At 74.0% G+C, this 25333-nt stretch carries 18 protein-coding genes; 12 read left to right on the top strand and 6 right to left on the bottom strand.

Going from position 1 to position 25333, the window contains the following annotated elements; all coding sequences use genetic code 11:
- Positions 1-92 precede the first annotated feature (92 nt).
- Entirely contained in the window at positions 93-923 is an 831-nt protein-coding gene (locus J3R08_RS04340) for a DUF4328 domain-containing protein (RefSeq protein ID WP_280841791.1), read from the top strand.
- Complete coding sequence (ilvA, locus tag J3R08_RS04345; RefSeq protein ID WP_043326509.1) at positions 920-2140, top strand: threonine ammonia-lyase; 1221 nt, start codon at positions 920-922, stop codon at positions 2138-2140. The genes J3R08_RS04340 and ilvA overlap by 4 nt, the downstream gene beginning before the upstream one ends.
- A 151-nt stretch (positions 2141-2291) precedes the next feature.
- Here ilvA and greA read toward each other — a convergent pair whose 3' ends face one another.
- Both greA and J3R08_RS04355 read right to left on the bottom strand, forming a co-directional pair.
- Positions 2292-2792 (bottom strand): transcription elongation factor GreA, encoded by a 501-nt coding sequence (greA, locus tag J3R08_RS04350; RefSeq protein WP_043326508.1) that lies wholly within the window; start codon positions 2790-2792, stop codon positions 2292-2294.
- A gap of 144 nt (positions 2793-2936) precedes the next feature.
- Positions 2937-3371, bottom strand: a complete 435-nt coding sequence (locus J3R08_RS04355) for a DUF4307 domain-containing protein (RefSeq protein ID WP_043326506.1) — start codon at positions 3369-3371, stop codon at positions 2937-2939.
- Positions 3372-3609: 238 nt separating this feature from the next.
- Between J3R08_RS04355 and mca the strand changes: the two genes are divergently transcribed.
- The 6 genes from mca (at position 3610) to purE (ending at position 11336) form a co-directional block, all read left to right on the top strand.
- Positions 3610-4491: a mycothiol conjugate amidase Mca gene (mca, locus tag J3R08_RS04360; protein ID WP_043326504.1), complete on the top strand. Its 882-nt coding sequence runs from the start codon at positions 3610-3612 to the stop codon at positions 4489-4491.
- A gap of 48 nt (positions 4492-4539) precedes the next feature.
- Entirely contained in the window at positions 4540-4824 is a 285-nt protein-coding gene (locus tag J3R08_RS04365; RefSeq protein ID WP_043326501.1) for a hypothetical protein, read from the top strand.
- Positions 4825-5046: 222 nt separating this feature from the next.
- Positions 5047-7536: a bifunctional diguanylate cyclase/phosphodiesterase gene (locus tag J3R08_RS04370; protein WP_069087480.1), complete on the top strand. Its 2490-nt coding sequence runs from the start codon at positions 5047-5049 to the stop codon at positions 7534-7536.
- Positions 7537-7586: 50 nt separating this feature from the next.
- On the top strand, positions 7587-9623 hold the full coding sequence (locus J3R08_RS04375; RefSeq protein WP_209960070.1) for a thioredoxin domain-containing protein: 2037 nt from the start codon (positions 7587-7589) through the stop codon (positions 9621-9623).
- A gap of 64 nt (positions 9624-9687) precedes the next feature.
- Positions 9688-10845, top strand: a complete 1158-nt coding sequence (locus J3R08_RS04380) for a 5-(carboxyamino)imidazole ribonucleotide synthase (protein ID WP_209960072.1) — start codon at positions 9688-9690, stop codon at positions 10843-10845.
- A complete protein-coding gene (purE, locus tag J3R08_RS04385; protein ID WP_104114281.1) occupies positions 10845-11336 on the top strand; it encodes a 5-(carboxyamino)imidazole ribonucleotide mutase in 492 nt (163 codons plus the stop codon). The genes J3R08_RS04380 and purE overlap by 1 nt, the downstream gene beginning before the upstream one ends.
- A 418-nt stretch (positions 11337-11754) precedes the next feature.
- Here purE and J3R08_RS04390 read toward each other — a convergent pair whose 3' ends face one another.
- Entirely contained in the window at positions 11755-16662 is a 4908-nt protein-coding gene (locus J3R08_RS04390) for an SCO7613 C-terminal domain-containing membrane protein (protein ID WP_209960074.1), read from the bottom strand.
- Between the two features lie 162 nt (positions 16663-16824).
- Positions 16825-18252, bottom strand: coding sequence for a UDP-glucose/GDP-mannose dehydrogenase family protein (locus tag J3R08_RS04395; protein ID WP_043326489.1), 1428 nt, complete (start codon positions 18250-18252; stop codon positions 16825-16827).
- Between the two features lie 248 nt (positions 18253-18500).
- Here J3R08_RS04395 and J3R08_RS04400 point away from each other — a divergent pair, with 248 nt between their 5' ends.
- The gene (locus J3R08_RS04400; protein ID WP_043326488.1) at positions 18501-19664 is read left to right on the top strand and encodes an acyl-CoA dehydrogenase family protein; all 1164 of its coding nucleotides are present in this window, start codon (positions 18501-18503) and stop codon (positions 19662-19664) included.
- 52 nt (positions 19665-19716) lie between these two features.
- Here the strand turns inward: J3R08_RS04400 and J3R08_RS04405 are convergent, their stop codons facing one another.
- Positions 19717-20370 (bottom strand): hypothetical protein, encoded by a 654-nt coding sequence (locus J3R08_RS04405; RefSeq protein WP_209960076.1) that lies wholly within the window; start codon positions 20368-20370, stop codon positions 19717-19719.
- 23 nt (positions 20371-20393) lie between these two features.
- Between J3R08_RS04405 and J3R08_RS04410 the strand changes: the two genes are divergently transcribed.
- Positions 20394-20909: an acyl-CoA thioesterase gene (locus tag J3R08_RS04410; protein ID WP_030501344.1), complete on the top strand. Its 516-nt coding sequence runs from the start codon at positions 20394-20396 to the stop codon at positions 20907-20909.
- Positions 20910-21227: 318 nt separating this feature from the next.
- Entirely contained in the window at positions 21228-23219 is a 1992-nt protein-coding gene (locus J3R08_RS04415) for an acetoacetate--CoA ligase (protein WP_209960078.1), read from the top strand.
- A gap of 118 nt (positions 23220-23337) precedes the next feature.
- On the opposite strand, the gene J3R08_RS04420 is transcribed toward J3R08_RS04415, so the two are convergent.
- The gene (locus J3R08_RS04420) at positions 23338-24027 is read right to left on the bottom strand and encodes a TIGR03089 family protein (RefSeq protein WP_209960080.1); all 690 of its coding nucleotides are present in this window, start codon (positions 24025-24027) and stop codon (positions 23338-23340) included.
- A 150-nt stretch (positions 24028-24177) separates the two neighbouring features.
- On the opposite strand from J3R08_RS04420, the gene J3R08_RS04425 reads away from it, so the two are divergent.
- Positions 24178-25323: a glycosyltransferase family 1 protein gene (locus J3R08_RS04425; protein ID WP_209960083.1), complete on the top strand. Its 1146-nt coding sequence runs from the start codon at positions 24178-24180 to the stop codon at positions 25321-25323.
- Positions 25324-25333: the final 10 nt, after the last annotated feature.

Here is a 25333-nt window from a genome sequence, read left to right on the forward strand (position 1 = left end):
ACTGCCAGACCTGCGGGGACGCCACGTCCCCGGCCTTTGAGGAGTGCCAGCGCTGCGGTACGCGCGTCGGCCAACCCGCCGTGAGTCCCGGCGTGCCCACGTACGGCGTGCGCGGACTGGCGGTGGCCGGGGCGTCCGCGGTCGGCGCCGCCACCCTGTGCTACCTGCTCACGGCTCTGTTCCCGCTGGTTGGTGTGCGGATGGCCCGCTCGGCCGCCGAGCAGCTCGACCGGGACGTGCTGCTCGGCGCGGTGCTGGTCGAGGTGCTGTTCACCCTGCCCTACCTGCTCGCCCTGCTGACCGCGGGGACGCTCGTGGTGATCTGGACCTGGCGGGCGCGCAAGAACCTGGACGCCTTCCCGGGCGCCGTGCCGAGCCTGAGCCCGGCGTGGGCGATCGCCGGCTGGCTGGTGCCGTTCGCCAACCTCGTGGTGCCGGCCCGGGTGCTCGCCGACCTGCTCCGGAACAGCGTCTGGCAGCGCCGCCAGTCGTGGCTGGTCGGGGTGTGGTGGGTGAGCTGGCTGGTGTTCCTGATCGGTGACCGGTTCGTCGCGCAGGCGCAGCAGCAGCGGTACGACCGGCTGACCGAGCTGCCCCGCAACGACGCGGAGTTCGGCACGTACGTGCGCTACTACGAGGAGGCGCTCGCGCCCCGGCTGGTGCCGGCGTTGGCCTGCCTGGTCGCCGGGATCGCGTTCGTCGTGCTGATCCGCCGGATCTCCGCCGCCCAGCAGGACCGGCTCGCCCGGGCCGTGCCCGCGTGGCCGGGTCAGCAGGGGTGGCCGGGTCAGCCGGCGTGGCCGGGTCAGCCGGGCGGGCCGGGGCACCCCGACCGGCCCGCTTCCGTCGCGTCGGTGCCGCCCGCGCCGTCGGCCACGTCGGCGCAGATCCCACCGGGGCCGGGTGGCACGATCGGGGCATGACGGAACTGGTCGGTCTCGCCGACGTTCAAGCTGCGCGGGAACTGCTCGGCGGTGTCACCCGTACCACCCCGCTGGAGCCGTCCCGGCCGCTCAGCGCCGCGCTCGGCGGGCCGGTCTGGCTCAAGTGCGAGAACCTGCAACGCGCCGGGTCGTACAAGGTGCGTGGCGCGTACGTGCGGATCTCCCGCCTCTCGGCCGAGGAGCGGGCCCGGGGCGTGGTCGCGGCGAGCGCCGGCAACCACGCCCAGGGGGTGGCGCTCGCCGCCGGGCTGGTCGGCGCGCACGCCACCGTCTTCATGCCGGTGAACGCGCCGCTGCCGAAGGTCGCCGCGACCAAGGGGTACGGCGCGCAGGTCGAGCTGGTCGGCAACACGGTGGACGAGTCGCTCGTCGCGGCGCAGACCTTCGCCGAGCGGACCGGTGCGGTGTTCATCCACCCGTTCGACCACGCGGACGTGATCGCCGGTCAGGGCACCGTCGCGCTGGAGATCCTCGAACAGTGCCCGGACGTGCGCACCATCGTGACCGGGGTGGGCGGTGGCGGACTGGTCTCCGGGATGGCGGTGGCGGCCAAGGCGCTGCGTCCCGACGTACGGGTGATCGGGGTCCAGGCGGCGAGCGCCGCCGCCTTCCCGCCCTCGCTGCGGGCCGGCGAGCCGGTACGCCTGCCCTCGTTCGCGACGATCGCCGACGGGATCGCCGTCGGCCGGCCGGGGGAGCTGACCTTCACCCACGTCCGCAAGCTCGTCGACGACGTCGTCACGGTCTCCGAGGAGGACATCTCCCGGGCGCTGCTGATGCTGCTGGAACGCGGCAAGCAGGTGGTCGAGCCGGCCGGCGCGGTAGGGGTGGCGGCGCTGCTGTCCGGCGCGGTGGAGGTGACCGCGCCGGTGGTGGCGGTGCTCTCCGGCGGCAACATCGATCCGCTGCTCATGCTCCGGGTGATCGAGCACGGTCTGGCGGCGGCCGGCCGTTTCCTGCGGATCACGGTGCGCTGCGTCGACCGGCCCGGCCAGCTCGCCTCGCTGCTCGGCGAGATCGCCGAGCACCGCGCCAACGTGGTGGACGTGGTGCACCAGCGGGCCAACCCGCACCTGCGCCTGGGCGAGGTGGAGGTGGCCCTGTCCGTGGAGACTCGCGGGGTGGAGCACTCGGACACCCTGATCAGCGCGTTGCGGGCCAGCGGCTACCAGGTGGTCTTCACCGGCGAGGGCTGAGCCCCTCGGTGGAACACCGACGTCACAGCGGAACGCGAACGCCCCGGCCGGATGATCCGGTCGGGGCGTTCTTGTGTGCGGCTCGGGTCCGAGGAGCCTGTCAGCCTCGGTCGGGTTCGGGACCCGAGCCATCCGGCGCGGGTCCGGAAGGTCAGCCGCTGTACGGCTCGAAGGAGACGATGGTCACCTTGATATCGGCGCCGCTCGGCGCGGTGTAGGTGCAGGTCTGCCCCGCCTTGCCGCCGAGGATGGCCTGGCCGAGCGCGGACTCGGGGCTGTACACCGTCAGGTCGGTGGTGGAGGCGATCTCCCGGGAGCCGAGCAGGAACGTCTCGCTGTCGTCCGCGTCGTCGTCGAAGTAGATCGTCACGACCATGCCCGGCGACACCGCGTCGGTGTCCGGAGCCTCACCGACCTTGGCGGTGCGCAGCAGCTCCTTGAGGTAGAGAATGCGGCCCTCGGCCTTGCCCTGCTCCTCGCGGGCGGCGTGGTAGCCACCGTTCTCCCGCAGGTCGCCCTCCTCGCGCCGGGCGTTGATCTCGGCAGCGATGACCGGCCGGTTGGCGATCAGCTCGTCGAGCTCTGCCTGCAGACGGTCGTAGGCGTCCTGGGACAGCCAGGTGGCGGGCGCCTCGTTTCCATTTGTGGACACAGGCGGTCTCCTCGGTTGGTGCGGACTGGCTGACAGGTGAACTTGCAAGGCTACCAGTGCCGCACACGTCGAGGTGTGCTCAATCACCCCGGTGCCGGCGACGGGACCGGGGTGCGGTTGCCGGCGGCTCGCCGGCGCTCCGGCTCAGCCGGCCGGCCGGCAGCGCAACACCTCACCGATGAACGGCCGGGCGCTCGTGGGCACCTCCTGGCGGGTCCGGATGTGGCGCTGGCCCGGCTCGGCGCTCACAGTGGTCTCGATGCTGCCCACCTGGGCACCGTCGTGCGAGCGGGCCCGCAGCAGACAGGTGGCGGAGCCACCCGGCGGCACGGTGACCCGGAAGTCGACTGTCACCCGGGAGTCGGTGATGTCGGAGTAGCTGATCATCTCGCCCTGGTACTCCGGGTCGCCGTACTGGTAGTAGAGCTTCGCCGCGCCCAGCCCGAGGACGGCGAGCAGGACCGCCACCGTCAGGGCGAGCAGGACCGGCCGGCGGCGCCCCGGCTCCCGGCGTCGGCCGTACCGGCCGGGCGGGTAGACCGGCGCCTCCGCGGCGACTGTGGCGTGCGTCTCGCTCACCGGCGGGTATCTCCTGGCGTTGTTGTCGGCGGCATCGGCAAGAATGGCTAGGTCCATCTTCCCAGCCCGGCGCTGAGTCAAGGATGGCAGGTCGGCCTGGACCGGCGGGCGTGGCCCTGGCCACTCCGGTGGCGGCCCCCGACCGGCCGTCACGGGGGCTTTCGCGGGCGCGGGGGGAGATTCCGGCAGGTCAGCCGACCGGAGGGTGGTCGGCGGGCACAGACGAGGAGCGCCGAAGGTGGCAGAACAGCTGCGTCTCATGGCGGTGCACGCCCATCCCGACGACGAGTCGAGCAAGGGTGCCGCCACCATGGCGAAATACGTCGCCGAGGGGGTGGACGTCCTCGTCGTCACCGCGACCGGTGGCGAACGGGGCAGCGTGCTCAACCCGAAGATGGACCGCCCCGACGTGTGGGCCAACATCGGTGACATCCGGCGGGCCGAGATGGACGCCGCCCGGGCGATCCTCGGCGTCGAGCAGGCGTGGCTCGGCTTCGTCGACTCCGGGCTGCCCGAGGGCGACCCGCTGCCGCCGCTGCCGGAGGGCTGCTTCGCCCTGCAGGACGTGGACGTCGCCGCCGCGCCGCTGGTGCGCCTGATGCGGCAGTTCCGCCCGCACGTCGTCACCACGTACGACGAGGAGGGCGGCTACCCGCACCCCGACCACATCATGACCCACAAGGTCACCGTGGCGGCGTTCGACGCGGCCGGTGACCCGGAGCGCCATCCCGAGCTGGGCGAGCCGTGGCAGCCGCTCAAGCTCTACTACGACGTGGGCTTCTCCCGGGCCAAGATCATGAGCCTGCACGAGGCGGTGCTCGAAGCCGGGCTCGAATCGCCGTACGGCGAGTGGATGAAGCGCTGGGACGAGCGCCCCGACAAGGGTGCGCGGATCACCACCCGGGTCGAGTGCGCCGACTACTTCCCGGTCCGCGACGACGCCCTGCGCGCCCACGCCACCCAGATCGACCCGGACGGGTTCTGGTTCCAGGTGCCGATGGAACTGCAGAAGCGCGCCTGGCCGACGGAGGACTTCCAACTCGCCCGGTCGCTGGTGGACAGCCCGCTGCCCGAGTCCGACCTCTTCGCGGGCGTACGGGAGGCGTGCCGTGCCCACTGACCGGGCCGGGGTCTACCCTGGTGCGCAGTCGCACATCGGAGGAACACCATGCTGACCGCCGTCGAGGTGCTCGCACAGAACAACTTCGGTGACACCCGCACGGGTGGTCTGGCCGGTCCGATGGGCCTCTTCCTCATCGTTGCGCTGGCCACCGTCACCGTCCTGCTGATCCGCAACATGAACGCCCGGCTGCGCCGGCTGCCCGACCGCTTCCCGCACCAGGGCACCCCGGGCCGGGCCGATTCCGCAGTCGCCGATCCGACAGAAGGGCTCGTCGAGCAGGATTCACCGACGAACACGCCCAGCGGCTCCCAGCAGCGACGGAACAGCTGAACGCCGCGTGAATCACGCCCAAGCCGGTCGTCGCCCCCTGTTGCGACCACCGGCTTTGGCTTAGCCTTCCGCCGGGGGGACCGTCAGGCCCCGGACCCTGCGCGGAAGGGGGACGCCGATGTCGAAGGCAGCACCGGCCCCCGGCCATGCCTCCGCCCGGCCCGGTGACGGGGCGGCCCCGTGACCACCGAGCCGGCCGACCGTCCCCCGGACCGGGTCGGCCTGCGCGGGACGCCGACGGGCGTCGTCGTGTTGACCGTCGCGGTCGCGTTCACCGGTCTGCTGGCCGCCGTCCTCGGCCTGGTCGTCCCGCCACACCTCCCGGTGGACCACCCGCTGCCCGGCCCGGCGCGGTTCGGCATCGCCACTGTCGCGTTCGCGGTTGCCCAACTCGCCCGGCTGCGCTTCCGTACCGCTTCGGGGATGGTGAGCATCACCTGGGGCGAGGCCGCGCTGGTGGTCTGCCTCTGGCTGGTGCCGGCCGGATGGCTTCCGGCCGCCGCCCTGCTGGGCGTGGGCACCGCCTGGACCGTGATGTCGGTGGTGTCGGACCGTCGACCGGCCCTGGAACTGGCGGGGATCGCCGGCTCGCTCACCGCCGCCACCGCGCTCGCGGCGGCCGTCGCGACCGCCCTCGGCCCGCCGCTGCTCGCCGCGCCCACCCCGGAACTCGCGCTCACGCTCACCGCCGCCGCGGTGACGTACCTGCTCACCACCGCCTTCCTGGGCGCCGTCACGCTCGCGCTGCGGCACGGCATCCCGATGGGGCCGCCGCTGTTCGCCGCGCTGCGCGGCAAGCTGCTCATGTTCGTCGGCAACGTGGCGGTCGGCCTGGTGGTCGTCGCGCTTCTCGAACTCGACGCGCGCTGGCTGCTGCTCCTGCCGCCGCCGCTCTGGCTGCTCCAGCAGACCTACCGGCACCGGCTGCGGGCCGACCAGGAGCGCCGGACCTGGCGGGCGTTCGCCGAGGCCACCGCCGCGCTCAACCAGCTCGACGAGCGGGGCGTGGCGACCGCCGCGGTGACCGGCGCGCTCACGCTGTTCGGCGCCGAACTGGTCGAGGTCGACGTGGCCCGGGGCGAGGGACGCTGGCGCCGGTACCGGGCCGACCGTGGCGGGCAGGTCCGGGACCGGGAGGTGGAACCCGCCGGGTGCGCCGGCGTCGCCGAGCACGAGTTGATGCGGCGGCTCGTCGTGGGCTCCGCCGAGGTCGGCCGGCTGCGGGTGCGGTTCGCCCGGTCCGCCCCGCCGAGCGCCCGGGAACGCGACGGCGTGGCGGCCTTCGGGGACGCGCTCGCCGCCGCCCTGCACGACGCCGCCACGCATCGGGAGCTGCGGCTGGTCACCGCCCGCTCGTCGTACGACGCGGTGCACGACCAGCTCACCGGCCTGCTGAACCGGGCGGCGCTGCTCACCAAGGGGGACCAGGCGTTGCGGCAGCGCCCGCACGACCACCCGGTGGCCCTGCTGCTGCTCGACGTGAACCAGTTCAAGGAGGTGAACGACACGCTCGGGCACTCGGCGGGCGACCAGCTGCTGCGGCTCACCGCCAGCCGCCTCGCCGCGCTGACCCGGCCGGGCGACCTGCTCGGGCGGCTCGGCGGCGACGAGTTCGCGCTGCTGCTGACCTCGGTGCCGATGGTCGAGGACCGGACGGCCCCGCTGGCGTACGCGCTGCGCCAGGCCCGGGAGGTCGCCGAACGCCTCGCCGCCCCGACCGAGGTGGCCGGGGTACGGATGTCCGTCGAGGTGGCAGTGGGCGTGGTGGTGGCCGACGCGGGCGCGGCCGACCTGACCGAGCTGCTGCGGCGCGCCGACATCGCCATGTACCAGGCGAAGGAGGGCGGCGGCAGCGTCGCCGCGTACGACAGCTCCCGCGACGCGGCGAGCACCGACCACCTGGCGTTGCTCGCGGAGATGCGGGAGGCGCTGGCCGCCGACGACCAGCTGGTCCTGGCGTTGCAGCCGGCGGTGGACCTGGCCACCGGCGCGCCGACCGGCGTGGAGGCGCTGATCCGGTGGCGGCACCCGCGCCGGGGATGGCTCGGCCCGGCCGACTTCATCCGCCCGGTGGAGAACAGCGAGCAGCTCGGCAGCTTCACCCGGTACGTGCTGGACAAGGCGCTGGCCGTGGCGTCCGCGTGGGCGCGGGACGGGCTGGACGTCCCCATCTCGGTGAACCTGTCCGCGCGCAGCCTGCTCGACCCGCGACTGCCCGCCGAGATCGACGAGGCGCTTCGCCGCCACCAGGTCCCGCCGCACCGGCTGGTCCTGGAGATCACCGAGACGGTGGTGATGAGCGAGCTGGAGATCATCGACGAGGTGCTGGCCACGCTGCGCGCCATGGGCGTGCAGCTCGCGGTGGACGACTTCGGCACCGGTTTCTCCTCGCTGACGTTCCTCACCCGGATCGCCGTGGACGAGCTGAAGGTGGACCGGTCGTTCGTGCTCCGGATGGCCGACTCGCCCGAGGCGGCGGCGATCGTCCGGACCACCGTCGGGCTGGCCCACGAGTTGGGGCTGCGGGTCGTGGCCGAGGGCGTCGAGACCGCCGAGCAGCGCACCGCGCTGGCCGAGCTGGGCTGCACAGCCGCCCAGGGCTACCACTTCTTCAAGCCGATGCCCGCCGACAAGATCGCGGCGGTGCTCGGGTCGCTGCGCGACGGCGCCCGGGACAACGTCTTCCCGCTGCGCGCCGACGGCGCTTCCTGACCCCTGCCGCACCGGCGGCGTCGGAAGGCAATGGTGGATAGGGTCGGGTGGTGAACCGACTCGCCAAGGCCACCTCGCCCTATCTGCTCCAGCACGCCGACAACCCGGTCGACTGGTGGCCGTGGTGCGAGGAGGCGTTCGCCGAGGCGAAGCGGCGCGACGTGCCGGTGCTGATCTCGGTCGGCTACGCAGCCTGCCACTGGTGTCACGTGATGGCTCACGAGTCGTTCGAGAACGAGGCAGTGGCCCGGCTGATGAACGACGACTTCGTCTGCGTGAAGGTCGACCGCGAGGAGCGCCCCGACGTCGACGCGGTCTACATGACCGCCACCCAGGCGATGACCGGGCAGGGCGGCTGGCCGATGACCGTCTTCGCGACGCCGGACGGCACCCCGTTCTTCTGCGGCACGTACTTCCCGCGCGCCAACTTCATCCGCCTGCTCGGCTCGGTCGCCACCGCCTGGCGCGACCAGCGCGAGGCGGTGCTGCGCCAGGGCGCCGCCGTGGTCGAGGCGATCGGCGGCGCGCAGGCGGTCGGGGGCGTGACCGCCCCGCTCACCGCCGACCTGCTCGACGCCGCCGTGAGCCAGCTCGCCCGGGAGTACGACGAGACGAACGGCGGTTTCGGCGGCGCGCCGAAGTTCCCGCCGCACATGAACCTGCTCTTCCTGCTCCGGCACCACCAGCGCACCGGCTCGGCGCGCAGCCTGGAGATCGTCCGGCACACCTGCGAGGCGATGGCCCGTGGCGGCCTCAACGACCAGCTCGCCGGTGGGTTCGCCCGCTACTCGGTGGACGGCCACTGGACGGTGCCGCACTTCGAGAAGATGCTCTACGACAACGCGCTGCTGCTGCGCGTCTACACCCAGCTCTGGCGGCTCACCGGCGACGGGCTGGCCCGCCGGGTGGCCCGGGACACCGCCCGGTTCGTCGCCGACGAGCTGCACCGGGCCGGTGAAGGCTTCGCCTCGGCGCTGGACGCGGATACCGACGGCGTCGAGGGGCTCACCTACGTCTGGACGCCCGACCAGCTCGTCGAGGTGCTGGGGGCCGACGACGGCCGGTTCGCCGCCGACCTGTTCGAGGTCACCGCCGAGGGCACGTTCGAGCACGGCAGCAGCGTGCTGCGGCTGGCCCGGGACGTCGACGACGCCGACCCGGCGGTGCGGGCCCGGTGGCAGGACGTGGTGGGCCGGCTGCTCGCCGCCCGGGACACCCGCCCGCAGCCGGCCCGCGACGACAAGGTGGTGGCCGCCTGGAACGGGCTCGCGATCACCGCCATCGCCGAGTTCCAGCAGGTCGCCGCGCTGCTCGTGTCCCCGGACGACGAGGACGCGAACCTGATGGACGGCGTGCTGATCGTCTCCGACGGCGCGATGCGGGACGCCGCCGAGCACCTGGCCACCGTGCACGTGGTGGACGGGCGGCTGCGCCGGGTCTCCCGAGACAAGGTCGTGGGCGAGCCGGCCGGGGTGCTGGAGGACTACGGGTGCGTCGCCGAGGCGTTCTGCGCGATGCACCAGCTCACCGGCGAGGGGCGGTGGCTGAGCCTGGCCGGTGAGCTGCTCGATGTGGCGCTGGCCCGGTTCGCCGGCCCGGACGGCGCCTTCTACGACACCGCCGACGACGCCGAGCGCCTGGTCACCCGGCCCGCCGACCCGACCGACAACGCGACCCCGTCGGGCCGCTCGGCGATCGTCGCGGCGCTCGTGGCGTACGCGGCGCTGACCGGGGAGACCCGCTACCGGGAGGCGGCCGAGCAGACGCTGTCGACTGTCGCGCCGATCGTCGACCGGCACGCCCGGTTCACCGGCTATGCCGCCACTGTCGGCGAGGCGCTGCTGTCCGGGCCGTACGAGATCGCGGTGGCGACCGGCGACCCGGAGGGCGACCCGCTGGTGGCCGCTGCCCGGCGCCACGCCCCGCCCGGCGCGGTGGTGGTGGCCGGCGCCCCGGACCAGCCCGGCGTGCCGCTGCTGGCCGGACGACCGTTCGTCGACGGGCGGCCCGCCGCGTACGTCTGCCGGGGCTTCGTCTGCCAGCGGCCGGTGACCGGCGTCGAGGAGCTGGTCGCGCAGCTCGGCTGAGCGGAGCGGGCCGGGCCGCCCTCGCGGTCCGGCCCGGCACCGGCCCTTATAGGCTGGCGGCGCTATGGACTCCCGTACCGGTCTCCCCGTCGTGGGCATGGTGGGTGGCGGCCAGCTCGCCCGGATGACCCACCAGGCCGCCATCGCCCTCGGCCAGTCGCTGCGCGTGCTGGCGCTCGCCCCGGACGACGGCGCCGCGCTGGTCGCCGCCGACGTCCAGTACGGCGACCACACCGACCTGGCCGCGCTGCGTACGTTCGCCAAGGGCTGCGACGTGGTCACCTTCGACCACGAGCACGTGCCCAACGAGCACATCCGCGCGTTGACCGACGAGGGCGTGAAGCTGTTCCCGCCGGCCGAGGCGCTGGTGCACGCGCAGGACAAGCGGGTGATGCGGGAACGGCTCGGTGAGCTGGGCGCGCCGAACCCGGCCTGGCGTCCGGTGGAGTCCCCGGCCGACCTGATCGCCTTCGGCGAGGAGACCGGCTGGCCGGTGGTGCTCAAGGCCGCCCGGGGCGGCTACGACGGGCGCGGCGTCTGGATGGTCGACGACGCCGGCGCGGCCGGTGAGCTGGCCGCCACGCTGCTCGCCGGTGGCACCCCGCTGCTGGTCGAGGAACGGGTGGCGCTGCGCCGGGAACTGGCCGTGCAGGTGGCGCGGTCGCCGTTCGGGCAGGTCGCCGCGTACCCCGTGGTGGAGACGGTGCAGCGCGACGGCATCTGCGTCGAGGTGCTGGCGCCCGCGCCCGACCTGCCGGAGGAGCAGGCCGTCGCCGCGCAGCAGCTCGCCATCGACCTCGCGACCGCGCTCGGTGTGGTCGGCCTGCTCGCGGTGGAGCTGTTCGACACGCCGTCCGGGCTGGTCGTCAACGAGCTGGCCATGCGGCCGCACAACTCCGGGCACTGGACCATCGAGGGGGCCCGGACCTCGCAGTTCGAGCAGCACCTGCGGGCGGTCCTCGACTACCCGATGGGGGACACCTCGCTGACCGCGCCGGTCGTGGTGATGGCGAACGTGCTCGGCGGCGGGCCGGGCGGCATCTCCATCGACGAGCGGCTGCACCACCTGTTCGCCGCCGAGCCCGGGGCCAAGGTCCACCTGTACGGCAAGCAGGTCCGCCCCGGCCGCAAGATCGGGCACGTCACCGTGCTCGGCAACGACCTTGAGGACGTACGGGCCCGGGCCGCGCGTGCCGCCCGCTGGCTCCAGGAGGGGCACTGATGAGCACCGTCGGGCTGATCATGGGCAGCGACTCGGACTGGCCGGTCATGCGGGCCGCCGCCGAGGCGCTGGACGAGTTCGGCGTGCCGTACGAGGTGGGCGTGGTCTCGGCGCACCGCACCCCGGGCAAGATGATCGAGTACGGCCGGGCCGCCGCCGGCCGGGGCGTTCAGGTGATCATCGCGGGCGCGGGCGGGGCGGCCCACCTGCCCGGCATGGTCGCCTCGGTCACCCCGCTGCCGGTGATCGGTGTCCCGGTGCCGCTCAAGTACCTGGACGGGATGGACTCGCTGCTGTCCATCGTGCAGATGCCGGCCGGTGTGCCGGTCGCCACCGTCTCGATCGGCAACGCCCGCAACGCCGGCCTGCTGGCGGTACGCATCCTGGGCGCCGCCGACCCGGTGCTGCGCGACAGGATGGCCGCCTACCAGGCGAGCCTGGAGGATCTGGTCGCCGAGAAGGAAGCCGCGCTGCGCGCCTCCCTCACCTGACCGTTCGTCACTCTTCGTGCTTAACTCGGTTGGTTGCTGAGCGTGACCAGCTGGGCGGGCCTGTTTGTGCCCTCCGCCGACTTTGCTCTGCAGCCATCGACGCGGCGCGGCCTTGACCTGCGGTTCTGCGTTTCCTCGAAATTGGCTCCGCAGCGGCACTCGTCACGGTGGGCGACCGTTGCCTCCGTGGCTGCAGAGCAAAGTCGGCAGAGAGGTGCCCGCCCGCCCCGGCACTTCGACACGGAGTGTGACCGGACTGAACGGCCGGGGAGACGCCGCGAGCCGGCCGGGCAGGGCGCTGCGGACCGGCCGGGCAGGGTGCCGCGGACCGGCCGGGTGAGGTGCCGCGGACCGGCGGGCACGCGGCCCGGCGTCGGGCGTGAGTCGGGCGGGCCCGGCACCGCCAGGCCCGATCGGCTCACCGCATGCCGCGCAGCGCGGTCTGCAGGCGCTCCTGGGCGCGGCGGCGACGCTCGTTGCTCGCGCCCAGCGCCAGCAGCACGATGCCGACCGGGATCAGCACCAGCCACGGGCCGAGGCTGAACAGCGCGTGCACGGCCGCGATCGCGGTCACCGCGGCGCCCACGATCACCGGGGCCTGCTGCCGGCTGGTCGAGCCGAAGATGAGCACCGCGACGGCGCCGAGTAGCAGCAGCACCTGGCGCAGCATGCTGGAGTCGGTGGCGATCACGATCGCAAGCGTGGGCAGGAAAGCGGTGACGAGCGCCGGGCCGTACGCCACCCAGCTCGACAGGTCGGGCCGGTGGCGCAGTTGCAGCACCCCGACCAGCAGGGCGAGCGCCGCGAACGGCAGCGTGTACGCCTCCGGCAGCGCCACGTCGGCCACCCGCATCAGGATCCACCAGGCGCTGATCTCGCAGGCCACTACCGCCCAGAACAGCAGGTTGCGCTCCATCGGCCGCCGCCCCGGACGGGTGGCCGCCACCCCGAGGACCGCGCCCCACGCGGCCAGCAGCGCGGCGATGTGCCGGGGCGAGTCGTACGCCAGGGCCAGCGCGATTAGCGCCGCCCCGAAGCCGCTCCACTCGACGGTGGCCGCCTCCCGGTACGCCTCGGGGCGGCGCAGCCGGGGCAGTGTGGCGGCGAAGACCTGCAACGCCGCGCCGACCGCGAGTACCCCGAAGGCGGACCAGACCGCGGCGAGCCCGGACTTCAGGCCGACGGTGAGCACGAAGAGTTGCGCCATCAGCGAGCCGAACAGCCAGCCCAGGATGCGGGCGCGCTGGGTGGTGCCGAACAGCGCGGCGACGGCGCCCACGCCCACCGCGCCGCCGAGCGTGAACACGGTCAGGTCGCTGGTGGCGAGGCTGCCGGCCAGCCCGGCGCCACCGGCGGCCAGCCCGAGGGCGAAGACCAGCACCCGGGCCACCCGGATCGACCGGCCCGGCTCGGCCAGCGCCGGCGGTGGGGTCAGCGCCAGGCCGAGCATCGAGATGGTGAACACCGCCAGCGCGGCCAGCGCGGTCACCGGCCAGCCTCGGCCGAGCGCCACCGGCGTGATCAGCAGCGTGACCGCCGCCCCGGGCAGGATCACCGGCACCGCACGGGACCGCCGGCCCCCGCTGAACCCGGTGGCGGCGAGCGCCGCGGTCACTGTGAGCAGCAGCGCGGTGAGCACGTGGGTGGGATTCACCGCGTTCGCCGGCGGGGTCAGCAGCTCCGGTGGCGGCCCCTGCCACACCCGGCTCAGCACCGCGAACGGCGAGAACAACGCCACCACAAGCGCGGGCGCCAGTGTGGCCAGCGCCAGCGCGGTGGGCAACGCCGCGGCGGCGAGCGCGCCGGCGGCCGGGCTGACCCGCCAGCGCAGCACCGGATCGTCCGGGTCACGTCGCATCGCCCCGTTCAGCAGGACGGTCCAGCGGCGTACCGGCCGGGCCGAGCCGGCGGGCGGGACCGTGGCGGCCCGTACCAGTTCGGCGAGCACGCCGAGCAGCGCGGCGGCGGCGGCGAACACGCCCGCCGGCAGGCCGACCGCGAGCGCGGCGGCAGCGGTGACGGTGGCCGCGCCGACCACCGCCACGCTGGCGAACGGGAGGTACTGCGGCACGTACCGGCGCGCGGCCGCGATCGCGGCCAGACCGATGCTGGTGGCGGCCAGCGCGGCGGTCAGCACCACCTGGGGCGGGTGGCCGAACGCGGCGGCCAGGGCGGCCACCGCGCCGGGCAGGGCGAGCACCGCGGCGCCCGCGCCTGCGCCGCCCACCTGCACCAGGTGCGGCGGCATGCCCTCGGCGCGTACGTCGTCCACGAGCGACGGCGCGAGCGTACGGGCCAGGGCGGCCACCGTCGCCCCGATCAGCGCGATGCTGCCGAGCGCCAGCGCCGTGGTCCCCGGGCGGACCAGTCCCGCCCCGGCCGCGTGCAGCGCGACCACACCGGCCACCGTGGCCCGGGACAGCGAGGCCCGGGGATCGACAGCGGCCACGGCCGCCATGCCGTAGACAGTGGCCACCATTGCGCCCACCACCACCGGGGACCACCAGGGCAACTCGAACGCGGCCGGCGCGCCCACCGTGGCGAGCACGACGGCCAGGCCAGAAACGTCGTACTTCCACGGCGCCGGCAGCAGGACGGCGGCGGTCACCGCGAGCAGCACCAGCGCGACCGGTGCCTGCCAGGTCGACCCGCCCGTCGGCGCGGCCGGCCACCCGCTCAGGTCCCCGGCCCAGATCGGGCCGGGGGTGGCCAGCACGCCGAGCCCGCCGCGCAGCGCGCTCCAGGCGGCGATCAGGCCGAGGAGCAGGCCACCGGCGGCGATGCCGAGGATCGGTCCGCGCCGCCACTCCTCCGGCAGCGCCCGGGCCGCCACCGCGACCAGCAGCACCAGCGCGGAGGCCACCACGAGCTGACCGCCGGGGGCGAGCACCGCGGCGATCCGGGCCAGCGTGGCGACGAGCGCCACGGTGGTGGCGGCCAGGGCCAGGTCGGACCCGTCCAGGGACATGTCGGCGCGGCGCCCCGCGTCGATGCGCGGCGCGAGCGCCAGCAGCGCGGCGGCGACCAGGAGCAGACTGCCCACCCAGGCGTCCGCCGAGGTCGCGCCCGGCGCGCCGAACGCGGCGGCGGCGACGGCCACCGTGCCGAGCACGGTGCCCAGCGCGTGCGGAATGCTCAGGTGCCGCTGCGCCACCTGCACCAGGGCGGCGTAGCCGAGCGTGACGCAGACGGCGAGGAAGCTCGCCGCGAGGATCGGAACGGTGATCTCGCGCAGGTTCGCCGGAGTGGTGATCGGCGGGGTCGGCGCGGTGGCGGCGACGAACGCGGCGACGGCGCCCGGCAGCGCGAACGCCGCGCCGCCGGCCGCCCAGGCGCAGACGGTGTCGGTCGCGGCGGCGGCGAGCCGGACCCGAGGGGCGAGGGAGACCAGCGCGCCGGCCAGGAAGAGCAGCGTCAGCGCCGCGGCGGTCAGCGCCGGCCGGGCGAGCGCGGCGCCGGCGCCGATCAGGCCCAGCCCGGCCGCGGTGACCGCGTGTGTCACCGCCGCGCGTTCGGTGCCGGCGCTCAGCCCGAGCACACCGACGACGACCGCGGTCAGCAGCATCGGCCAGCAGGCCGCCGCCCACCCCAGGCCGAGCGACGCGGGTACGGCGAGCGCGGTGAGCGCCGCGCCGACCACCGCGAACTCACGCCGGATCTCGGGCGGCAGCGCGATCACGGCGGCGACGGTGAGCAGCAGCGCGCTGGCGGCGAGCTGCCAGCCGGTCGGGCCGACCGCCCGGGCCAGCTCGGCGTGCCATTCGCTCAGGTCCGCCGACCAGGCCGGCAGCGCGGCCCGGAGCGGCGCCAGCCCGGCGCGCAGCGCGCCACCGGCGACCACCAGGCCGCTGACCGTGAGCGCCACCGCCGACGCGAGCTGCGGACCCCGCCGGGCCGCCTCCGGTACGGCCCGGACGGCGAGCCCGGTCAGCGCGATGACGGCGGAGATCAGTAGCAGGGACCGGCCCGGCAGGGCCACCGAGGCGACCCGGCCGAGCGCGCCGATCACCGCGAGCGTGAGGATGCCGGCGCCGACATCGGGCAGCGGCGGCCGGCGCAGCACGAGCGTGCCGGCCAGCGCGACCAGGGCGGCGAGCAGCAGCACCGCGCCCGATGCGGCGGCCGGCGGGACGGTGGCGGCGCGCAGCAGGCCGGTGACCGCGTACGCCAGCGCGACAGCGACCGCCACGCCGTGCAGCAGCCAGGTCAGCTCGGGCAGCCACGGCACCGGCCGGGCGGTGGCGGCCGGCTCCGGGGGAGCGTCCCCGCCGAGCACCTCGCCGGCCTCCTCCGGCGCCGACTCGGGCCGGTCCTCGTCGGCGCGTTGCCGGGGCGGGACGGGCGGGGTCGGCGCGGTGGCGGGCAGGTCACGCCGGACCGGCCGCTCACGTACCACAGCGGAACGGACGAGCGCGAGGTCGAGCACGGCCACCACGGTGAGCACCAGCGCCCAGCCGACCGGCCCGGTGATCCGCTCGTACGCCAGCAGCGGCAGCACCGGCTGGGCGGCCAGCACTGTGGCGAAGCGTGGCGCGCGCAGACCCGTCCCGTACGCGTACCCCAGGGCGACGAGCGTGGTGACCAGGAAGATCGTCCCGGCGAACGCGGCACCTGATCCGTCGCCGCCGACCCGGTCCACGGCCCAGAGCGCGTACCCGGCCAGCGGCACCAGCAGCAACCCGACCGCGGCGACGGTCTCGGCGGTGGAGGTCAGCCCGCGCCGGGCCAGGACCGGCGGGGCGACGAGCATCAGCGCCGTCGCCACCAGCAGTACGCCGAGACGAGCCAGCGCGTCCATCGAGCTGGTGGCCACCGCCGCGAAGACCACCGCGGCGACGCCGAGCAGGAGCGCGCCCAGCCCCAGCGGGATGTTCTGCACCTCGCGCGAGGACGCCTCGGGCGGGTGCTCCGGGTCGTCCGCATCGAGCCAGCGGGGGCGACCGCGCGGCGGCGACGGGGGCAGGTCCTCCGGCGGCCCGGACGGGGAGGTGCCCTGGCGGGGCACCCGGGGCGGCGCGCCGGTGGCGGCGGTGGGCGGGCGGCGGCCGGGGCGGCGGCGCAGGACCCGGCGCGGCCGGGTGGCCTGCCGGACCCGTTCCTCACCGGCGTGCGCCAGGATGTCCCGCTGGAAGAGGGCGGCCTGCATCTTGGCGGCGATCTGCCGCTGTTCCCGGGCGATCTCGGCGTCGCGGGCCTTCATCTCGGCGATCGAGCGCTCGATGTCGGCCAGGTGCTCGGCCCACTGCGGCTGGTGCGCGCCGCAGTGCGGGCAGACGACGGCGGGCTTGATGTCCTGCCCGCACGAGGCGCACCTGAAGCTCTCCACGACAGTCTCCCGTCCGCCCGTGCCCTCGCACTGTGGACCTCCCAGAGGCAGCATGCCTTGAGTGGGCCGGGATTTCGACAGTTGCCGCCGCGTTCCGGACAACAAAAAGCGGACCGGCCGCCGGGAGACGTTCCCCGGCGGCCGGTCCGCGCGGTCAGCGGATCAGGGGCGGCCCATGCCGCGGTACTCCCAGCCGGCCTGCGTCCACAGTGTGGAGTCGAGGCAGTTGCGCCCGTCGACCACTTTGCGGCCGTTGGCCAGCTCGCCCAGGGCCACCGGGTCGGCGTTGCGGAACTCGGCCCACTCGGTGAGTACGCAGACCAGGTCGGCGCCGCGGACGGCGTCGTTCATGGTCTCCTCGTACGTCAGCTCGGGCACCGCGCGGCGCGCGTTCTCGATCCCCTGCGGGTCGAACACGTGCACGTCGGCGCCGGCCTTGCCGAGCAGCGCGGCGACCGCGAGCGCCGGCGCGTCGCGTACGTCGTCGGTGTTGGGCTTGAACGTGGCGCCGAGCACCGCGACGCGGGTGCCGGACAGGTCCGGCCCGGCCGGGCCGGAGCGGCGGCCGAGCAGTTCGGCGGCGAGCTGCACGACGCGGCTGCGCCGGCGCAGGTTGATCAGGTCGACCTCGTGCAGGAAGCGTAGCGCCTCACCGGCGCCCAGCTCCTGCGCGCGGGCCTGGAAGGCGCGGATGTCCTTGGGCAGGCACGCGCCGCCGAAGCCGAGTCCGGCCTGGAGGAAGCGGTTGCCGATGCGCGGGTCGTAGCCGATCGAGCGGGCCAGCTGGGTGACGTCGCCGCCGGCGGCCTCGCAGACCTCCGCCATCGCGTTGATGAAGGAGATCTTGGTGGCGAGGAACGCGTTCGCGGCGACCTTGACCAGCTCGGCGGTGGCGAAGTCGGTGACCACGAGCGGTACCTCGCGGTCCTCGGTGGCGGCGAGGTCGAAGACGCCCTTGTGCGCGGCGTAGAGCATGCCGTTTGCCCACTCGCTCTTGACGCCGACCACGATCCGGTTCGGACGCAGCACGTCGTCGACGGCGAAGCCCTCCTGGAGGAACTCGGGGCTCCACGCCACCTCGACGCCGAGGTCGGCCGGGCTGTGCTTGCCGACGAGCTGCTCCACCCACTCGGCGGTGCCCACCGGCACGGTGGACTTGCCGACGATCAGCGCCTTACGGGTCAGGTGCTGGGCCAGGCTGGTCACGGACGCCTCGACGTACGACAGGTCGGCGCCCATGCCGTCGGCCCGCTGCGGGGTGCCGACGCAGATGAAGTGGACGTCGCCGAAGTCGGCGGTCTCGTTGATGTCCGTGCTGAATCGCAGCCGGCCCGCGGCCAGGTTGCGCCGCAGCAGCTCGTCGAGGCCGGGCTCGTGGATCGGCACCTCACCGGCGTTCAGCTTGGCGATCTTGTCCGCGTCGACGTCGAAGCCGAGCACCTCGTAGCCCAGTTCGGCGTAGCAGATGGCGTAGGTCGCACCGAGGTAGCCGGTGCCGAGGAACGTCACCCGGGGGCGGGGGGCGCCGGACGGCGGGGTCACCGCGGCGATGGCGGGCATCGGCTGGGTGTTCGGGTACGGAATCGTCACGCCTGTCTTCTCCGCTCGCACTGGCGGCGCTTCCATGCGTCGCATTCTGCTGGGGGCGCCTGGGCCGGGCACCGAGGGAACTGAATTTCTGCTGTGAGGGTAGTGGGGCCGGGCGGGCGACGCTCGGGCGCGAGCCTACCCGCCGGTAAGGTCCGGCAGGGGCCGGTGGCTATCCTTCAGTTTGCGGCAGTCTTCGGCCCCCGGGCGGTACAGACTGCGCATGATAGCGGTGAAAGGGGAGGGCCGACATGGCCGCAGAGCAGTCGTTCGACGTCTACCGGTTGCCGGAGGAGCACGAGGCGATCCGGGAGGCGGTCCGTGAGGTCTGTGCGGCCAAGGTGGCACCGCATGCCGCTGAGGCCGATGAGACAGGTGAGTTCCCGAAGGCGTCCTACGAGGCGCTGCGGTCCGCCGACTTCCACGCCCCGCACATCCCGGTCGAGTACGGCGGCGCCGGCGCGGACGCGCTGGCCACGGCCATCGTGATCGAGGAGGTGGCGCGGGCCTGCGCCTCGTCCTCGCTGATCCCGGCGGTGAACAAGCTGGGCACCATGCCGCTGCTGCTGGCCGGCTCCGAGGAGCTCAAGCGCAAGTACCTGACTCCGGTAGCGGCCGGGGAGGGCATGTTCTCCTACTGCCTCTCCGAGCCGGAGGCGGGCTCCGACGCCGCCGCGATGACCACCAAGGCGGTACGCGACGGCGACCACTGGGTGCTCAACGGCGTGAAGCGGTGGATCACCAACGCGGGCGTCTCCGAGTACTACACCGTCTTCGCCGTGACCGATCCCACAGCCCGGTCGAAGGGCATCTCCGCCTTCGTCGTGGAGAAGTCCGACCCGGGCGTCAGCTTCGGCGCCCCGGAGAAGAAGCTCGGCATCAAGGGCTCGCCGACCCGCGAGGTCTACTTCGACAACGTACGGATCCCGGCCGACCGCATGATCGGCGCCGAGGGCACCGGCTTCGCCACCGCGATGAAGACGCTGGACCACACCCGGGTCACCATCGCCGCCCAGGCCGTCGGCATCGCCCAGGGCGCGCTGGACTACGCCAAGGGCTACGTCCAGGAGCGCAAGCAGTTCGGCAAGCCGGTCGCCGACTTCCAGGGCATCCAGTTCATGCTCGCCGACATGGGCATGAAGCTGGAGGCGGCCCGGCAGCTCACGTACGCCGCCGCCGGCCGGTCCGAGCGCGGCGACGCGGATCTGACCTACTTCGGCGCGGCCGCGAAGTGCTTCGCCTCGGACGCCGCCATGGAGATCACCACCGACGCGGTCCAGCTGCTCGGCGGCTACGGCTACACCCGCGACTACCCGGTCGAGCGGATGATGCGGGACGCCAAGATCACCCAGATCTACGAGGGCACCAACCAGGTGCAGCGCATCGTCATGGCCCGTCAGCTGCTCAAGGGCTGACCGGAGGCGTTCGGGCGGGCGGGCCGGTGCACACCGGCCCGCCCGCGCTCGTTCAACGGCTCTCGGTGCCCTCCGGCCGGCCCGCGCCGCGCGGCGGGGCGGACCACGGCGACTCGCCGCCGGTACGGCGGGGCAGCGGCTCGGTCGGGCTCTCGGGGTACGCCAGCGTGAGCGGTGGCGTGTCCGGGTCCTTCGCCGGCGCCGGAGGCCAGTCGGTGAGCGTCGGCTTGTGCTCCACCGGCGAGGCGGCCGGGGTCAGCTCCGCCTCGGCCGGCGCGGGTGTGGCGGGACGCCGCCAGCGGCTCGTGCTGAACACGGCCATCAGCAGCAGCACGCCGATGAGGAACAGCGTGCCGTTGTCGAGCGGGTCGCGCAGCGGCAGCGGGTCACCGAGCAGCTTCAGGTCACCGGGCACCCGGTCCCGCACGCTGAACGGCGCGACGAACAGCCCGAGGTACGGGACCGCGAGCAGCAGGCCGGCCACGAGCGGGCCGAGCGGCGAGAAGCGCAACGTGCCGAGCAGGCCGAGCAGGATGCCGGCGACGCCCAGATAGACGGCCGGCTCGATCAGGTTCGGCGTGCTGTACGTCCCGATCTCCACCCAGCGGTCGACGGTCCGCTCAGATCCGTCCTGACCGAGCGTGACGAGCACCCAGGTGACGGGCGCCACCGCCAACCCGGCGAGGAAGCTCCAGAGATGTCGCATCCGCGCACCGTACCGTTTTCGGCATGACAGATCATCCCGCGGTCCCGCCGGGTAAACCGACCTCGTACTCCCGCGTCACGCTCAGTCGCATCATGACCGCGGTCGATGTCAATCTGTACGGGACCGTGCACGGTGGGGTACTGATGAAATTCGTGGACGACGTTGCCGGCGCGGCGGCGGCCCGGCACAGTGGCGGCACCGCGGTGACCGCCTCCATCGATGAGATCGTCTTCTCCGAGCCGGTCCGGGTGGGCGACCTCGTGCACGCGCACGCCCAGATCAACTGGACCGGCAGCACCTCGATGGAGGTCGGCGTGAAGGTGGTCGCCGAGCGCTGGGACTCGGCCGAGGAGGAACCGGTCCGGGTCGCCACCGCGTACCTGGTCTTCGTGGGCGTCGACGTGGGTGGCACGCCCCGTCCGGTCCGGCCGGTGCTGCCGGAGACGCCGGAGGACGAGCGCCGCTTCCGGGAGGCCGAGATCCGGCGGGCGCACCGGCTGGCCCGCCGCCGGGCGATCCAGGCCCACCGCGCCGGCTGAGGTGCAAGGAAGGGCCCCTTGTTAACGCCTCCGGTAGAGGAGGGGACCCCTATTAACACCCCCGCCGACACACGCCGCCTCCACCGGCGCCTGGACACCCGCGGAGGGCGAGGTGTTAACAAGGGGCCCTTCCTCTACCGGAGGCGTTAACAGGGGGCCCTTCCTTACACGCGGGCCACATGGGGTGGGGGTGCGGGGTGTGGGCGGGCCACGCCCCGTGCGCCGTGCCCGGCGCGGACAATGGCGGCACGAGGTAGGGCAAGATGGCGCCACGGCCCCGGCACACCGTCGTGGCAGGGCCTCAGGGAGGGTGGATCAGTGGCTGACGTGCTGTGGACGCCGCCGGCGGACGTGCGGGAGCGGTCCCGGATCGGTGACTACCTGCGCTGGCTGGCCGAGCACCGTGGGCTGGAGTTCGCCGACTACGACGCGCTGTGGCAGTGGTCGGTGACCGACCTGGAGGCGTTCTGGCGCTCGATCTGGGACTGGTTCGACGTGGTCGCGCACACCCCGCCGACGGCGACGCTGACCGACCGGGCCATGCCCGGCGCCCGCTGGTTCCCCGGCGCGACGCTCAACTACGCCGAGAACGTGCTGCGCATGCCGGGGCTGGGCGACGACGACCCGGCGGTGATCGCGCACGGGCAGACCCGCGCCCCGGAGACGCTCACCGCCGCCGAGCTGCGCGAGCGGGTCCGCCGGGTGGCGGCCGGGCTGCGCCGCCTCGGCGTGGGTGCGGGCGACCGGGTGGCCGCGTACGCGCCGAACATCCCGGAGACGTACGTCCTGCTGCTCGCCACCGCCAGCCTCGGCGCGATCTTCTCCTCCTGCGCGCCCGAGTTCGGCACCCGCAGCGTCACCGACCGCTGGCAGCAGATCGAACCGACGGTGCTGGTGGCAGTGGACGGCTACCGGTACGGCGACAAGCCTGTGGACAGGCGCGCCGAGGTGGCCGCGATCCGGGCCGCGCTGCCGTCGCTGCGGCACACGGTCGCCATCGCGTACCTCGATCCGGACGGCCCGGCCCCCGACGGCGCGCTGCCGTGGGCGGAGCTGGCGGCGCCGACCGACGAGCCGTTGACGTTCACGCCGGTGGCGTTCGACCACCCGCTCTACGTGCTCTACTCCTCCGGCACCACCGGCCTGCCCAAGCCGATCGTGCACGGCCACGGCGGCATCCTGCTGGAACACCTCAAGATGCTGGCGCTGCACCACGACCTGGGTCCGTCCGACCGGTTCCTGTGGTTCACCACGACCGGCTGGATGATGTGGAACTTCCTGGTCTCCGGCCCGGCGGTGGGCGCGGCGATCGTGCTGTTCGACGGCAACCCGGGCCACCCCGACCTGGGTGCGCTGTGGCGGCTGGCCGCCGACACCGGCACCACGTACTTCGGCACGTCCGCGCCGTTCCTGCTGGCCTGCCGCAAGGCCGGCCTGGTGCCGCGTGAGATCGCCGACCTGTCCGCGGTGCGAGGCCTCGGCTCGACCGGCGCGCCGCTGCCGGCCGAGGGCTTCACCTGGGTGTACGAGAACGTGAGCGACCGCCTCCAGCTCCAGTCGCTGTCCGGCGGCACTGACGTGTGCACCGGGTTCGTCGGCGGCGTGCCGCTGCTGCCGGTGTACGCGGGGGAGATCGCCTGCCGGGCGCTGGGCGCGAAGGTGGAGGCCCGCTCGGCCGACGGCAGCGCGGTGATCGGGCAGCTCGGCGAGCTGGTGATCACCGAGCCGATGCCGAGCATGCCGGTCGGGTTCTGGAACGACAGGGACGGCGCGCGCTACCGGGAGGCGTACTTCGAGGTCTATCCCGGGGTGTGGCGGCACGGCGACTGGATCACCGTGAACGAGCGCGGCGGGTGCGTGATCACCGGCCGGTCCGACGCCACGCTCAACCGGGGCGGCGTACGCCTCGGGACGGCCGAGTTCTACTCGGTGGTCGAGGGGCTGGACGAGGTGGTCGACTCGGTGGTCGTGCACCTGGAGGACGACGAGGGCGGCGCGGGTGAGCTGCTGCTGTTCGTGGTGCTCGCCGAGGGCCTGGAGCTGGACGACGACATGCGTAAGAAGATCTGCCGGGAGCTGCGTACCGCGCTGTCGCCGCGGCACGTGCCGGACGAGATTCACCAGGTCCGGGCCGTGCCGAGAACGTTGAGCGCCAAGAAGCTGGAGGTTCCGGTCAAGAAGATCCTCACGGGTACCCCGGTGGACAGCGCGGCGGCCAAGGGCGCCCTGGCCAACCCCGAGTCCCTGACGGCGTTCGCCGCCCTGGCCCAGCGCCGGTCCACCACCGACAGCCCCGTCTCGCCTCGCTGATCCCGCCGTCCCCGTCGACCCGCCCGTTGATCTTGCACTTTCTGCCCCGGCGAACGGGGCGAATCACCCGCCCCGAGGGCCGAAACTGCAAGATCAACGGGGAGAGGGCGGGCGAGGGTCAGGGCAGGGTGTGGGTGGTCTTCTCGGTTTCGGCGCGGGAAGCCAGGCGGGTCGGGTCGGGGTGGGCGCACGCCACCACGCTGGCTCCTGCCGTGAGCGGGGTGAGCAGCCAGTCGACCGGGTCGGGGTGGGTGGTCACGTCTACCAGGAGGCGGTCGCCCTGGGTCAGGCCCAGCTCGGTGGCGCGGGCCGTCGCGCGGGCCAGCAGCGCCGCGTCCCCCTCGCCACCCTCGGGGTACGGCGTGAAGTGGTCGCCGTGTCCGCGTACCGCCGTCACGAAGTCGGCGTAGCCGGCGGGCACCTGCCGCATCGGCAGCGCGAACGGGTTGAGCGCCAGCGCGTACCGCTCGCCGGCCGGCCACCCGGCTGCCCCGTCCGCCCGGTCGGCGGCCACGAACAGCACCTCCACCGGCCCCGGCGCGTCGGTCACCGTCAGTTTCGCCGACCAGCAGCCGAGCAGCACGGCGGCGGTCTGCCAGTGCGGCGGCAGCAACACGCCGACCGGGTCGCCCGGCGCGGCGCCGATCTCGTCGGTGAGCAGGTTCGCGGTCTTCGCCACCCAGTTCGCAAGCGTCGCGCCGGACAGTTCGGTGCGCTCGCCGGTGGCGTCGTCGTACCAGGTCAGCAGCGGTCGGGTGGGGTCCGGCGCGATCGCGTCGGCGAACACCCGGGCAATGTTGTCGGCCATCGGCGCGAACGATACGCGCCCCGCGTGCGTACTCGATGACAACGTCAAGTCGGCGTACCGTCGGGTCGCGGTCAGCGTTGTGCGCCCGGCGCGGCGTACGCTTGCCGACAGTGTTCTTCCCCACAACTGCGCCATCTGAGGAGCCGCCCCGTGACCGCCGGTCGCCCGCCCCGCGTTCTCATCGACGCCACGAGTGTCCCCGCCGACCGTGGCGGCGTCGGTAGATACGTCGACGGACTGCTCGGCGCGCTGGGCCGGGTCTGCGGCACCGGCGTCGACCTGGCGGTGGTGAGCCTCCGCACCGACCTGGAGCGCTACACCCGGATGCTGCCGGGCGCCGAGGTGATCCCCGCCCCGGCGGCGGTGGCGCACCGGCCGGCGCGGCTGGCCTGGGAGCAGACCGGCCTGCCGCTGCTGGCCCAGCAGGTGGGCGCGGAGGTGCTGCACTCGCCCTTCTACACCTGTCCGCTGCGGGCCGGATGCCCGGTGACGGTCACCGTGCACGACGCGACGTTCTTCACCGAGCCGGAGCACTACGACAAGTCGCGCCGGACGTTCTTCCGCAGCGCCATCAAGACCTCGCTGCGGCGGGCCAGCCGGGTGATCGTGCCGAGCAAGGCCACCCGGGACGAGCTGATCCGGCTGCTGGACGCCGACCCGACCCGGATCGACGTCGCCTATCACGGCGTCGACCAGGACGCCTTCCACGCGCCCGGCGACGAGGAGAAGGCGCGTGTGCGGGCCCGCCTGGGTCTGGGCGACAGCAGCTACGTCGCGTTCCTCGGGGCCAAGGAGCCGCGTAAGAACGTACCCAACCTGATCCGCGGCTGGGCGCGGGCGGTGGCCGACCGGCCGAACCCGCCGGCGCTCGTGGTCGCGGGCGGGCAGGGGCACGACGACGACATCGACCGTGCGGTGGCCGAGGTGCCGTCGCACCTGCGGCTGCTGCGCCCGGGCTACCTGCGTTACGCCGACCTGCCCGGCTTCCTCGGTGGCGCGCTCGTGGCCGCCTACCCCTCCTACGGCGAGGGCTTCGGCCTGCCGATCCTGGAGGCCATGGCGTGCGCGGCCCCGGTGCTCACCACGCCGCGCCTGTCCCTGCCCGAGGTGGGCGGCGACGCGGTGGCGTACACCAGCGAGGACCCGGACCAGATCGCCGCCGACCTGGCCGCCCTGCTGGACGACGAGCCGCGGCGGCTCTCGCTGGCAAAGGCCGGGTTCGACCGGGCCAAGGAGTTCACCTGGGAGTCCAGCGCGGACGTGCACATCGCGGCCTGGCGACGGGCCCGGTCCTGAGGGCCGGCGG

It is taken from the genome of Micromonospora sp. HB375, from assembly GCF_017872985.1.
GTDB classification, from domain to species: domain Bacteria; phylum Actinomycetota; class Actinomycetes; order Mycobacteriales; family Micromonosporaceae; genus Micromonospora; species Micromonospora chalcea.

Coding starts and splice junctions, on each gene's coding strand:
- J3R08_RS04380 (WP_209960072.1), top strand. CDS start 9,688: ATGGACTCCCGTACCGGTCTCCCCGTCGTGGGCATGGTGGGTGGCGGC.
- J3R08_RS04400 (WP_043326488.1), top strand. CDS start 18,501: ATGGCCGCAGAGCAGTCGTTCGACGTCTACCGGTTGCCGGAGGAGCAC.
- J3R08_RS04410 (WP_030501344.1), top strand. CDS start 20,394: ATGACAGATCATCCCGCGGTCCCGCCGGGTAAACCGACCTCGTACTCC.
- purE (WP_104114281.1), top strand. CDS start 10,845: ATGAGCACCGTCGGGCTGATCATGGGCAGCGACTCGGACTGGCCGGTC.
- J3R08_RS04405 (WP_209960076.1), bottom strand. CDS start 20,370: ATGCGACATCTCTGGAGCTTCCTCGCCGGGTTGGCGGTGGCGCCCGTC.
- ilvA (WP_043326509.1), top strand. CDS start 920: ATGACGGAACTGGTCGGTCTCGCCGACGTTCAAGCTGCGCGGGAACTG.
- J3R08_RS04420 (WP_209960080.1), bottom strand. CDS start 24,027: ATGGCCGACAACATTGCCCGGGTGTTCGCCGACGCGATCGCGCCGGAC.
- J3R08_RS04365 (WP_043326501.1), top strand. CDS start 4,540: ATGCTGACCGCCGTCGAGGTGCTCGCACAGAACAACTTCGGTGACACC.